The sequence below is a fragment of the Acidimicrobiia bacterium genome (assembly GCA_035651955.1).
In the GTDB taxonomy this organism is placed as follows: Bacteria; Actinomycetota; Acidimicrobiia; order IMCC26256; family JAMXLJ01; genus JAMXLJ01.
The window spans coordinates 67035-79792 of the sequence record DASRES010000035.1 but is presented as its reverse complement, the minus strand read 5'-3'; the positions used below and the strand labels follow the sequence as shown (position 1 = coordinate 79792).

General features: G+C 72.7%; 10 protein-coding genes. 8 read left to right on the top strand and 2 right to left on the bottom strand.

Translation table 11 applies throughout. The features are described from left to right. Together VFC33_08295 and VFC33_08290 are read left to right on the top strand one after the other, a co-directional pair. Positions 1-202 (top strand): hypothetical protein (locus VFC33_08295; protein HZR13235.1); only part of this gene is annotated, 202 nt, incomplete at its 5' end. A 33-nt stretch (positions 203-235) separates the two neighbouring features. After that, entirely contained in the window at positions 236-1702 is a 1467-nt protein-coding gene (locus tag VFC33_08290) for a glycosyltransferase (GenBank protein HZR13234.1), read from the top strand. Positions 1703-1723: 21 nt separating this feature from the next. On the opposite strand, the gene VFC33_08285 is transcribed toward VFC33_08290, so the two are convergent. Beyond that, positions 1724-3058 (bottom strand): hypothetical protein, encoded by a 1335-nt coding sequence (locus VFC33_08285; GenBank protein HZR13233.1) that lies wholly within the window; start codon positions 3056-3058, stop codon positions 1724-1726. A gap of 322 nt (positions 3059-3380) precedes the next feature. On the opposite strand from VFC33_08285, the gene lpdA reads away from it, so the two are divergent. The 6 genes from lpdA to VFC33_08255 all read left to right on the top strand — a co-directional run bounded on the left by lpdA (position 3381) and on the right by VFC33_08255 (position 10549). Beyond that, positions 3381-4769, top strand: a complete 1389-nt coding sequence (lpdA, locus tag VFC33_08280; protein ID HZR13232.1) for a dihydrolipoyl dehydrogenase — start codon at positions 3381-3383, stop codon at positions 4767-4769. 12 nt (positions 4770-4781) lie between these two features. After that, positions 4782-6272, top strand: a complete 1491-nt coding sequence (locus VFC33_08275; GenBank protein ID HZR13231.1) for a dihydrolipoamide acetyltransferase family protein — start codon at positions 4782-4784, stop codon at positions 6270-6272. Next, the gene (gene lipA / locus VFC33_08270; GenBank protein ID HZR13230.1) at positions 6269-7945 is read left to right on the top strand and encodes a lipoyl synthase; all 1677 of its coding nucleotides are present in this window, start codon (positions 6269-6271) and stop codon (positions 7943-7945) included. The genes VFC33_08275 and lipA overlap by 4 nt, the downstream gene beginning before the upstream one ends. A 4-nt stretch (positions 7946-7949) precedes the next feature. Beyond that, on the top strand, positions 7950-8492 hold the full coding sequence (locus VFC33_08265; protein ID HZR13229.1) for a pyridoxamine 5'-phosphate oxidase family protein: 543 nt from the start codon (positions 7950-7952) through the stop codon (positions 8490-8492). Between the two features lie 81 nt (positions 8493-8573). Continuing rightward, on the top strand, positions 8574-9659 hold the full coding sequence (locus tag VFC33_08260; GenBank protein HZR13228.1) for a Xaa-Pro peptidase family protein: 1086 nt from the start codon (positions 8574-8576) through the stop codon (positions 9657-9659). Positions 9660-9679: 20 nt separating this feature from the next. Continuing rightward, on the top strand, positions 9680-10549 hold the full coding sequence (locus VFC33_08255; GenBank protein HZR13227.1) for a hypothetical protein: 870 nt from the start codon (positions 9680-9682) through the stop codon (positions 10547-10549). Here VFC33_08255 and VFC33_08250 read toward each other — a convergent pair. Beyond that, positions 10539-12755, bottom strand: a complete 2217-nt coding sequence (locus tag VFC33_08250) for a hypothetical protein (GenBank protein HZR13226.1) — start codon at positions 12753-12755, stop codon at positions 10539-10541. The genes VFC33_08255 and VFC33_08250 overlap by 11 nt on opposite strands. Positions 12756-12758: the final 3 nt, after the last annotated feature.

Below are 12758 nucleotides of genomic sequence, written 5' to 3'. Positions count from 1 at the left end.
CTGGTCGCTGGGTGGTGCGCCCCTCCTCCCGTCGCCGTACTTCGGCCGTGACGAGGCGCGTGGTCTGGTCCTGACATCGAACGGCGGCTACGAGCTCACGAGGACGGGAGCGATCGTCCCGTTCGGCGGGGCGCCGGGGGTCGCGGTCGCGACCTGGATCATCTCGCCGCCGTACGCGCGCCAGCTCGCCATGGCCCCGTGAACGCGTACGGGTCGTTCGCTACCCTGTCCCGCCGTGCCCGCTCCGCCCGCCGATCGCGGCGTCGACGCCGAGCGCTGTCTCTCGGTCGTCATGCCTTGTTACAACGAGGCGGCCACGGTCAAGGCCGTCGTCGAGCGCGTGCTCGAGTCGTCGTACGTCGACGAGGTGATCGCCGTCGACGACGGGTCGACCGACGGCACGCTCGACATCCTCCGCGGCATCCAGGACCCGCGCGTGAAGGTGTTCGTCCAGCCGATCAACCTCGGCAAGGGCGCGGCCTTGCGGCGCGGGTTCCGGGAGGCGAGCGCGCCGTACGTCATCGTCCAGGACGCGGACCTCGAGTACGACCCGGCCGACTACGAGCAGGTGCTGCGCCCGCTCCTCGCTGGCGCGGCGGACGTCGTGTACGGGTCGCGCTTCCTCGGTGGCCGCCCGCACCGCGTCCTGTACTACTGGCACTCGGTCGGCAACGGGTTCCTCACGACGCTGTCGAACATGTTCACGAACCTGAACCTCACCGACATGGAGACCTGCTACAAGGCGTTCCGCCGGGAGGTCATCCAGGACGTCGACTTGCACGAGGACCGGTTCGGGTTCGAGCCCGAGATCACCGCGAAGATCGCGCGCGCGGGATGGCGGGTGTACGAGGTCGGCATCTCGTACGCGGGCCGCACGTATGCCGAGGGCAAGAAGATCGGCTGGAAGGACGGCGTGCGCGCGCTGTACGGCATCGTCCGGTACTCCGGCCTCGGCGAGCGTCTCGAGCGCCGGCCGGCGCGTGACGTCGTGGACGCGCCGGACGACGGCCGCGAGACCGTGGTCTTCGACTCGTTGCGCGACGCGCCGAACTACGCCGACTGGGTGCACGACCTCGTCGCTCCCTACCTCGGTCGCGACGTGCTCGAGGTCGGCGCGGGCAGCGGCGAGCTGACCGAGCGGATCGCCCGTCGCGGTGCGCGTGTGCTCGCCACGGACGTCTCCGAGCAGCACGTCTCCGAGCTGCGCGCGCGGTTCCGGTCCGAGCCCACCGTCGGCGTGCAGCGTGCCGATCTCGCCGACGTCCCGGGCGACGCGCAGTTCGACACTGTCGTCGCGGTGAACGTGCTCGAGCACGTGCGCGACGACGAGCGCGCCCTCGCCCGGCTCGCGAAGCTCCTGCAGCCGGGTGGTCGCCTCGTCCTGCTCGTTCCCGCGCTCGACTCGCTCTACAGCGACGTCGACGCGCGGATCGGGCACCACCGGCGCTACCGCAAGTCGTCGCTCGCGTCGCTCGTCGACCGCGCCGGGCTGCGCGTGGTCGAGGCCCGCTACGTCAACGCGCTCGGCGCGCTGGGCTGGTGGCTCCTCGCGCGGCAGATCGGCTACGTCCCGCGCGGCGAGCAGGCCGTGCGCGCGTTCGACCGGTTCGCGGTGCCGTTCGTCCGCCGCTTCGAGGACGGCCGCGAGGTCCGGTTCGGCCAGTCGCTCCTGCTCGTCGGGCAACGCCCCGCCGACGAGTAGGACCCGGGCGCCGGTCGGGCGTCAGATCTCCAGCGGTTCCTGCTCGATCGCCTGGATGAGCGGCGTGACCCGCGGCGCCGTGGCCGACCGCAGCTGGTGCGCCATCGCGACGATCATCGCCGCGGTGCTCGCCGCCGAGCCGATCAGGAACCCGAGCTCGACCCGCAGCTCGAGACCGCTGGCCACACCCGCGACGACGACGAACGCGACCACGCCGACGAGCCACGCGAACGTCTGCTTGGCGTGGCCGTTCAGCGCGATCACGGCCTGGGCGAGCGTCAGGGCGACGATGTACACGCCGCTCCCGGCGGCCAGCAGCCCCAGGTCGACGTTGCCCATCGTGAATTTGTCGCTGCCGAACAGGATCCGGCCGGCGAAGGGCCCGGCCGTGAACGCGGCGACCGTCCCGATGACCGCGATGCCCGTGACGACGACGACGAGTCGCCGCAGGCCGGCCCGGAACTCGTCCTGACGGCCCGCACCCGCGAGCGACGCGAGCTTCGGCAGCAGCGCGGCTTGCACGGCCTGGAACAGCAGCACCGGGATGCGCGCGATGAAGAACGCGCGTGCGAACGATGCGACGGCGTCCTTCTCGCTGTGCTTCGCCAGGAGACCGATCCCGAGCAGCGCGGAGTACCCGAGGGCCTGCATGAGCACCGACCCGGCCAAGAGGTAGCCGAGCTTCTCCGACAGCTCGCTGTACGGCGCCGGCGGCCCCGGCGTGATCAGCCCGCGCTGGCCGCGCAGCGAGTACGCGACCGCGACGAACGGCGCGAGCGCGAGGCACAAGCCGTACGCGGCCGCACTCTTCACGCCCAGCACGGCGAGCGGGATTGCGGCGAGGAGCCGGACCACGCCCTCCGAACCGACCATGTCGCCGTACGCGCGGAACCGCCCGTTGCCGGACAGCGTCCCGCGTGTGAGGTGGATGCAGTAGAAGCCGACGAGCCCGACCGCGAGGCCGCCGACGAGGAACGCCTCCCCGTGGAAGAGGCCGTGCGACAGCGGTCCGACGAGCGCGACCGTCACGACGACGAGCGTCGCGACGAGCATGCCGCCGAGGCGGGCGGCGCGGCCGACGAGCGGTCCGCCCCCGATTCCCTGCGCGCGCCGGTGGGCGAGCGCGCGGCCGACCTCCTGCTCGAGCGGCAGGAAGAACCCCGGACCGGCGACGAAGATCAGCGCCCAGAACGACGAGAACCCCGCGCTCCCTTTGCTGCCGAGCGCGCGCAGGGCGAGGATGATGAAGACGTACGACGTGACGGCCGCGACGAGCAGGCCGGCGCCGACCGCGAACGTCCCCTCGGGAACCGCCTCACGCGCCCGTCCGATGAGCTTCTTCGCGCTCTGCTGCACGCCCGGCTCGGTCCCCTCCGTCGCCCGTTCCGTTCCCGCGAGGTGGTGCAGTCGGAAACGGTCAGCTTAGAGGTTCACGCGTGTCCGCGCGACCGCCCGGAGCGGCGTTCCCGGGTGCGGGTTCCGACCCGCGACAATGGAGGAGATGCAGCCGCTCGGCGAGACGGCGGACGAGACGTGAGCACGAAGAAGCTCATCATCGCCGCGATCCTGACGGGTGCCGCGATCCTCGCGGCGGGCATCACCCAGATCGTCCTCGGCCGCGCCGTTCACTGAGCGCGCCGGCCGGAGGCGACACAGCAGCGGAGAGAGGAGCACCGCGGTGGCCGAGCGCTTCGACGTCGTGATCGTCGGTGGCGGTCCGGGCGGGTACGCCGCCGCCCTGTACGGGGGTGCCGCGGGGCTGCGCATCGCGATGGTCGAGGAGAGCCGCGTGGGCGGGACCTGCCTCCACTGCGGCTGCATCCCCGCAAAGGAGCTGCTGCAGACGGCCGAGGTGCTGCGCACGATCAGCGGCGCGAAGGAGTTCGGCGTCGACGCCGGCCAGCCGACGCTCGACCTCGGGACGAGCCAGCAGCGCAAGCAGCAGGTGATCGACCGCCTGACGCGCGGGCTCGAGTCGCTGCTGAAGGGTCGCAAGGTCACGACGGTTCCCGGTCGGGGCACGATCGTCGACGCCGCCGCGCACCACGTTCGCGTCTCCGACGGCAGCGAGCTGCTCGGTGACTCGCTCATCCTCGCGACGGGTTCGTCGCCGCGCACGCTCCCGGGCTTCGAGTTCGACGGCGAGCGCATCCTGTCCTCCGACGACGTGCTGCAGCTCCGCGACGTCCCAGGGCGCGTCGCGATCATCGGTGGTGGCGCGATCGGCTGCGAGTTCGCGTCGTTCCTCGCCGACGTCGGCAGCGACGTCACGCTGCTCGAGGCGTTGCCGCAGATCCTGACCGGCGTCGACCGCGACGCCGCGAACGTCGCTGTACGCGCGTTCAAGAAGCGCGGGATCAAGGTCGAGACCGACGTCCGCGTGCAGGGCGTCGAGCGCGCGGGCTCCGAGCTGAAGCTCCGCTACGAGCTCGGGGGCGAGACGAAGGAGCTCGTCGTCGACAAGGTCGTCGTGAGCATCGGGCGCGCGCCGCGCTCGCAGGGCATCAACCTCGAGGGATCGGGCGTGCAGGTCGACGAGCGCGGCTACATCGTCGTCGACGGGTTCATGCGCACCACCGTGCCGGGCGTGTACGCGGTCGGCGACGTCGTCGCGACGCCCCAGCTCGCGCACGTCGGGTTCGCGGAGGCGATCGTCACGATCAAGACGATCCTTCGCGAGCCCGCGGTGCCGGTCGAGTACGACAAGGTGCCGTGGGGGATCTACTGCCATCCCGAGGTGGCGTTCAGCGGGCTCACCGAGGAGCAGGCACGCGAGCGCGGGTACGACGTCGTCACGTCGGTCCACCGGTTCTCGGGCAACAGCCGGGCGCTGATCATCGGTGAGCCCGACGGCCTCGTGAAGATCGTCGCCGAGCGCGACGGGCCGGTGCTGGGCGTGCACATCGTCGGCCCGTGGGCGACGGAGCTGCTCGCCGAGGGGTACCTCACCGTCAATTGGGAAGCGACGCCGAAGGACATGGAGATGCTCATCCACCCGCACCCGACGTTGAGCGAGCTGTTCGGCGAGTCGATGCTCGCCCTCACCGGACGCGGACTGCACGGCTAGAAGGGGTTTCACGTGGACGTGACGATGCCGCAACTCGGGGAGACCGTCACCGAGGGGACGATCACCCGCTGGCTCAAGTCGGTCGGCGACCACGTCGACGCCGACGAGCCGCTCTTCGAGGTCTCGACCGACAAGGTCGACTCCGAGGTGCCCGCGCCCACGGGTGGCTACGTCAGCGAGATCCTGGTCCCGGAGGGCGAGACCGTCGACGTCGGCACGCGGCTCGCCGTCCTGAGCGACAGCGCGCCTGCGGGCGGCAACGGCGCTGCGCCCGCCGCCGCGGCCGCGCCGGCGCCCGAGAGCGGCGAAGCACGCGCCGCGCAGGCTGCGCAGCAGCCGGCCGAGCAGGCGCCGGCCGAGATCCCCGAGACGCCCGAACCGGCCCAACCGGCGACCCCGGCCCAGGCGCCCGCGGCCACCGCCGCGGCGCCGCCGCCGGCGGCCGCGCCTCCGCCTCCGCCCCCGTCCCCACCTGCCGCCACCCCGGCCGCGGCCCCCGCGGCGCCGGCCGCGCCGTCGTCGCCACCGGCCCGCAACGGCGAGCCGCTCGTGATGTCGCCCGTCGTGCGCCGGCTCATCACCGAGCGGGGGTTGGACCCCAACCAGCTCCGGGGGACCGGCGAGGGCGGTCGCATCACGCGCCGCGACGTCCTGGCCGCGTCGCCGCCGTCCGCTCCGAGCCGGACGCCCGCGGCACCTGCCGCGCCCGCGCCGACCGCGCCCGCGCCGACCGCGCCTGCGCCCGCGCCGGAGAGCGCGCCCGCGCCGCAGCCGACCGCCGGGGCCCGCGGCGACGAGGTCGTGCCGTTCGACAACATCCGCCGGCGCACCGCCGAGCACATGGTCCGGTCGAAGGCGACGAGCGCGCACGTGTACACGTCGATCGAGGTCGACTTCGAGCGTGTCGACCGGGTGCGCCGAGCGCACCGAGACGAGTGGCGGGCCCGCGAGGGCTTCGCGCTCACGTACCTGCCGTTCATCGTGCGCGCGTTCTGCGACGCCGTGGTCGAGTTCCCGCACGTGAACGCGAGCGTCGACGGCGAGCAGCTCGTCGTGCACCACGACGTGCACCTCGGCATCGCGGTCGACCTCGACTTCCATGGCCTCATCGCGCCGGTCGTGAAGAACGCGGACGGGAAGCGTCTCCGCCTCCTTGCGCGCGAGATCCGCGACCTCGCCGACCGCGCGAGGCGGAAGCAGCTGTCGCCCGACGAGATCATGGGCGGCACGTTCACGATCACGAACGCGGGCGGGTACGGCACCCTCATCACGCTGCCGATCATCAACCAGCCGCAGGTGGCGATCCTCTCGACGGACGGCGTGCACAAGCGGCCCGTCGTCGTCGAGGGTCCGGACGGCGAGGACGCGATCGCGATCCGTCCGGTCGGCGTGCTCGCGCTCGCGTGGGACCACCGCGCGTTCGACGGCGCCTACGCGGCCGCGTTCCTGCGCGAGATGAAGGACACGCTCGAGACGCGTGACTGGGAGGCGGAGCTCGCATGACGCGGTTGCGCGCGCGTTGGCTCGGTCGCGTCGCGTACGCGGAGGCCGACGCGCTCCAGCGCGCGCTGCACGACCGCACAGCCGACGACTACCTGCTCCTGCTCGAGCATCCCCACGTCTACACGCTGGGGACGCGGGCGGACCTCGAGCACGTGCTCGTACCGCCCGCGTCGGTGGGTGCGGAGCTCGTCCGCACCGATCGCGGCGGTGACGTGACGTATCACGGCCCCGGTCAACTGGTCGGGTACCCGATCGTGACGCTGCCCGACTGGCGCGACGGGCAGCGCGACGTCGTCGCGTACGTCCGTCACGTCGAAGCCGCGCTCGTCGCCGCGCTCGCCGGTCTCGGCGTCGACGCGCACACCGAGCGCGGATACACGGGGGTCTGGGTCGGGGACGAGAAGATCGCGGCGATCGGGGTGAAGGTCGCGCGTGGCCGCAGCCGCCACGGCTTCGCGTTGAACGTCGATCCCGACCTCGCCATGTTCGGTCACATCGTCCCGTGCGGCATCGCGGACCGGGGTGTCACCTCCCTCGCGCGCGTGCTCGGTCGTGCGCCCGAGATGCGCGACGTCGTCGACGCGGTCGTCGACTCGTTCGTCGCGGAGCTGGGCTACGACGGCGTCGAGCGCCAGGACGTCGTGTGGCGCGAGCACCCGTCGGACCTCTCGGCGTTCACGCGCGAGGCCGACGCCGGCGGCACCGCGCCTGCGCCCCCCTCCGCGCCGGTGCGTCTCCTCGGCCGGCTCGCAGAGGCGGGTGTGGCTACGCCGGCGCCTGATCCCACGTTCCGGCGACCGTCGTGGATGAAGGTGAAGGCGGACCTCGGCGCGGGCTACCGGGAGACGAAGCGGATCATGCGCTCGCTCTCGCTCCACACGGTGTGCGAGGAGGCGGGCTGCCCGAACATCTACGAGTGTTGGGCCGATCGCACCGCGACGTTCATGATCCTCGGCGAGCGGTGCACGCGCGCGTGCGGGTTCTGCCTCGTCGACACGCGGCGGCCGCTGCCGATCGATCCCGAGGAACCGGCCCGCGTCGCCGAGGCGGTCGCCGTGATGGGGCTCGCACACGCGGTCGTGACGAGCGTCGCGCGCGACGACGTCGAAGACGGTGGCGCCGCGGGGTTCGCGGCGACGATCCGCGCGATCCGCGCCCGTACACCGGCGACCCGGGTCGAGGTCCTGATCCCCGACTGCAAGGGCGACGCGGCCGCGCTGCGGACGATCTTCGACGCGCGTCCCGACGTCCTCAACCACAACCTGGAGACGGTTGCCCGCCTGCAGCGCGCCGCCCGCCCGTCGGCCGCGTACGCGCGTTCCCTCGGGGTCCTCGCGCGTGCGAAGGATGCCGGCCTCACGACGAAGTCCGGCATCATCCTCGGGATGGGCGAGACCGCCGACGAGGTGCTCGGCGCGGCGGCCGACCTGCGGGCGGTCGGCGTCGACATCCTCACGCTCGGCCAGTACCTCCGCCCGTCGGCCCGCCACCTCCCGGTGGTCCGGTGGTGGACGCCAGAAGAGTTCGAGTCGCTGCGCGACGGCGCGCTCGCGCTCGGCTTCGCGCACGTCGAGGCCGGGCCGCTCGTGCGGTCGAGCTACCACGCGCGCGCCGCGGTGGACGCGGCGCAGGGAACTCAGGTGTCGACCGGGGCGGCCACGTCCGTAGGCTGACGGCGTGGCGCGCACGTACGACACGATCACCGACGACCTTGCGTCGTTCATCGCGCGTCAGCACGTCTTCTTCGTCGCGACGGCCGCGAGCGCGCCCGACGGTCACGTCAACGTCTCGCCGAAGGGACTCGACACGTTCGCCGTCCTCGACCCGCTGACCGTCGCGTGGCTCGACCTCACGGGCAGCGGCGTGGAGACGATCGCGCACCTGCGTGAGAACGGGCGTATCACGATCATGTTCTGCGCGTTCGACGGACCGCCGCGCATCGTCCGGCTCCACGGGCACGGCGACGTGCTCGATCTCGACGACGAGCGCGCCACGCCGCTGCTCGCGCGCTTCCCGGACTATCCCGGCCGTCGTTCGGTTGTCACCGTCGCGGTGGAGCGGATCTCCACGTCGTGCGGGTACGGCGTGCCGTTGCTCGAGTACCGCGGCGACCGTCCGACGCTCCTCGAATGGGCCGACCGCAAGGGCCCGGACGGCATCGCCGCGTACCACGCCGAGAAGAACGCGCGCAGCATCGACGGCCTCCCCGGCATCGCGTAGCGGTCAGCTCCTGCTCCGCGGTCCCGCGGGACCGCTCGCGGCGAGCCCGGTCGGTCCATCGACCGCTCTACGCTCTCCTGGATGTTCCGGGAACGGCTCGACCGCGTGCGCGCCCGCATGGCGGACGCAGGCGTCGACCTCCTGCTGCTGTCGGTCGGTGCCGACCTGCCGTGGCTGACGGGCTACGAGGCGATGCCGCTCGAGCGGCTCACGATGCTCGTCGTGCCGCGCGACGCGACCGCGACGCTCGTCGTCGCCCGGCTCGAGGCGCCCCGCGTCGAGGAGCGGCCCGACGTCTTCTCCCTCCGGCCGTGGGAGGAGACCGAGGATCCCGTGAGCATCGTCGCGTCGCTCGTCGGGACGGGCGCCCGGCGCGTCGCGGTGGGCGACCAGACGTGGGCGCGCTTCGTCGTCGACCTGCAGCACGCGCTCCCGGACGCCCAGTGGTCGCGTGCGACCGCGATCACCGGTCCGCTGCGCATGGTGAAGGACGCCGCCGAGGTCGACGCGCTGCGCGCGGCGGCGCACGCCGTCGACGACATCGCCACCGCGATGCGCGACGTCCGCTTCCAAGGGCGCACCGAGGCCGAGCTGTCGCGTGAGCTCGTCGACCGCATGCTCGCCGCCGGGCACGAGCGCGCCAACTTCGCGATCGTCGCGACGGCCGCGAACGCCGCGTCGCCCCACCACGAGGCGAGCTCGCGTGTCGTCGAGCGTGGTGACGTCGTGCTGTGCGACTTCGGCGGGACGATGCGCGGCTACTGCTCGGACATCACGCGCATGTTCGCGGTCGGCGAGCCGGATCCCGAGGTGCGGGAGACGTACGGCGTGCTCGTCGACGCGCAGGAGCGGGCGTTCCGCGCCGCGACCGTCGGTACACCGTGCGAGCAGGTCGACAAGGTCGCGCGTGACGCGATCGCCGACGCGGGTTTGGGCGATCGGTTCATCCACCGCACCGGCCACGGCATCGGCCTCGACGCGCACGAGGACCCGTACCTGGTGACGGGCAACGCGTCACCGATCGAGGCGGGCAACGCGTTCAGCATCGAGCCCGGCATCTACCTGCCGGGTCGCTTCGGGCTGCGTCTCGAGGACATCGTCGTCGCGACGGCCGCGGGTCCCGAGCGGCTGAACGACGCGCCGCGCGACCTCGCCGTCGTCGAATAGCCGAGCGAACGAGCCTGCGCGTGCACCTCGAGGTCTCGACGTTCCTGGTCCAGTGGGCGACCGGCGGGCTCGCCTTCCTGTGGGTGACCGGCCGCCGTCGCGTCGTCGGGCTCGGCTACGGCTGGTTGCTCCGGGGCGTGTTCGGCGCGCTCGCCGTCCTCGGCGTGGTCGCAGCGATCGCGTCCGGCGCGCACGGGACGGGCGCGACGATCCGCGTCGCGGGCGCCGTGGGGCTCGTCGTCGCGGCGACCGTGGCGCTCGTGGTGTCGCTCGCGCTCCGGCATGCCGGTGTGGGCGGTCTGCGTGCACAGCGCGCGGCCCGCGTCGCGCGCGTCGCCGCGATGCTCGGCCGCGAAGCGCCGTCCGCGAACGGCGACCGCACCGAGCAGGCGCGCGAGTTCCCGCCGTCGCTGGACCTCGTCGCGCCGGCGTTCGGCGTCATCGCGCTCGCCGGCGCGGCCGCCGCGGACGGCGGCCCGTATCCGTTGACGTTCGCGCGCTTCGTCGTCGGTGCCGCGTTCCTCGGTGTCGTCACCGATGCGATGCTCCTCGGCCACTGGTACCTCGTGCAGCCGGGCCTCTCGCGCGCGCCGATCAAGGAGCTCGTGCGGCTCACCGCGTTCGTGTGGCCCGTCGAGGTCGCCCTGCTCCTGATCCCGACGGGCATGGTGCAGGTTCTCAACGGGACGATCGACGACGGGTACGGCGGCTTGCTCGGGTGGACCTGGGTCGTCTGCGTCGTGACGACGATCGCGCTCGTGGCCACGACCTGGTTCGCGCTGCGCGAGCGGTTCTACTCCGCGGTCATGGCCGCGACCGGGCTGCTCTACCTGGCGATCCTGACCGCGTTCGGCGTCGACGTGCTCGCGCGCGCGGTGCTCAGCCCGTGATGTCGACCGTGATCCACGACGGCTGATCGCCTCGCGCGTCGAAGCGCGCGACGCCCTGCTGCTCGGGGACGAACCCGACACGGTACCGGCCGGGCGCGAGGAGCGTGCCGTTCACGGACGGGACGCGCAGCCAATACGTCGTCGTCACGGACTCACCCGGATACACCGTGCGCGGGAGGTCTGCCGAGCCCGGCGCCTGCACGAGCGTGCCGTCGACGTCCCACACGGCGACGACGTCCACCGCGCCGTTGTCACCGAGCACGGTCCCGCCCTGCACCCACGGCGACCCGCTCCCGGCGTTGCGCACGTCGAGCCTCAGCGCGACCGCGTCACCACGCCGGAGCTGTGTCGGTGCGCGCGACACCGAGACGCGAGATCGGTACGCCGTCGCGGGGAGCGGTCCCGGGAACCCCGCCGGCAGCAGCTGGCCGTCGGCCTGCATGCGCGCCTGCCGGGCGCCGGGCAGTACCCACAGCGCGTCGTCCACCGTGTTCTCGACGAACGCGAGCCGCGCACCGAGCGGAGCCGCGCGCGACCAGTGTGTGGAGGCGATGACGACGTCGGTCGGCGGTGACGCGTGCCGCGAGTCGAACACGACGAACCGGTTGTGCGGCAGCCAGTACTGGTACACGTAGAGATCGGCCAGGTCGGCGGAGCTCGTGTCGTACGCGATCTCGGCGTGACCGACGAGCCGGGACGCGACAGCCGACAGGGTGTGGGAGTTGTCCACCACGTCGCTCGCGCGGTCGACGGCCGTCCGCGTCTGGATCGCGGACGCGACGAACACGATCGTGAGGAGGGCCACGGAGAGCTGCCACCACCGTCGAGCGACGACGAGCAGCAGGGCGAGGCCGGCGATCGAGACGAGCGTGATCGGCACGACGCGGATGCCGATGTTCCAGACGGCGTTCCTCATGACGAGGTCGCGCATCGCCATGATCCCGAGGACGTTCACGATCACGACGCCGAGGTGCTCGAGTTCGTTGCCCTTCGCGAGGGCGAGGCCGACCGCGAGCAGCAGCATCGATCCACCGAGGATCGGGACGAGGCGCAGCCGCGGCCAGCCGTCGACGAACGCCGCGACCGCCGCGACGAGCAGGACGCCGACGACGACCTCGTCGTAGCGGCCGTAGACGTAGTGGTCGGCACGGGTCGGGCCGCGCATGAACGTCGCCGCGGTGAACACGAGTCCCGCCGTCGCGGCGAGCGTCCCGACGGTGGCGAAGCGCGCACGGCCGCGCACGTAGCCGCGCAGCAGCTGTAACGATCCAAGCGCGGTCAACCCGAACGTCGCGGCGAGCAGGTACCACGTCATGCCCCACGACGCGCGGACGATCTGCAGCCAGCCCGACACCGAGAGCATGGTGTGCAGCGCGGACGACTCGCGATCGGGTGTGCCGGTCCACAACGCGTGCTGCGTGTAGCGGAACGCGAGCTGCGTGACGAGCGTCAACGCGATCGTGATTGCGACCGCGACGGCCGCGGTACGGCGGTCGAGCTCGCGGCGCCAGCCCAGGTACGCGAGGCCGACGACGGCGAGCGCGGGCAGCAGGATCGCGCGTTGGTGCGTCGCGTACATCGCGACGGCGAGCGCTCCGGCCGCGGCCGCGGCCCCGAGCGAACGAGTGCGCTCGACCCGGTGGCACGCGAGGACGAGCGCCGTGAACAGGACCGGCAGGAGCGCCTCGGGCCACGCGAGACCGCTCTGCAGCAGGTACGCGGGATACGCGGACGCGGCCGTCGCGGCCATGACGGCCGGAACGGGGCGCAGCGCGAACACCTCGCGCGCGATCCGCAGCAGCAGGACGAACCCGACGACGAACAGGAGCACGTTGACGGTCTGCGCGCCGCGGTACAGCGGTCCCGGCGCCGCTCGCGTGAGCCAGGTGACCGGGGTGAGGAGCACGCCGTAGAGGGGCGGGTAGAACGACGCCGAGCCCATCGACGGCTTCGCTCCCACATGGGCGAGGAACCGCGCTTGGAACAGGAACCCGGTCTCGTCGGCGACGACCCACGGCGTCGTCAGCGGCCACAGCAGGACGATTCGCAGGACGGTGAGGCCGAGCACGGCGATCGCGGCGCCGACCTCGGCGCGCGACGCGCTCCGGGACCGCGCGCGCGTCCCCAGCCGGGGCGGCGGTTCGCTCGGCGGCGCGGACGGCGGCGGCTCGCCGAGGCGGCGCTCCTCGGGCGTCGTCGTCGACACGCC

Bases quoted from the DNA above. Each gene is read 5' to 3' on its own strand.
- lipA (HZR13230.1), top strand. From the start codon at position 6,269: ATGACGCGGTTGCGCGCGCGTTGGCTCGGTCGCGTCGCGTACGCGGAG.
- VFC33_08260 (HZR13228.1), top strand. From the start codon at position 8,574: ATGTTCCGGGAACGGCTCGACCGCGTGCGCGCCCGCATGGCGGACGCA.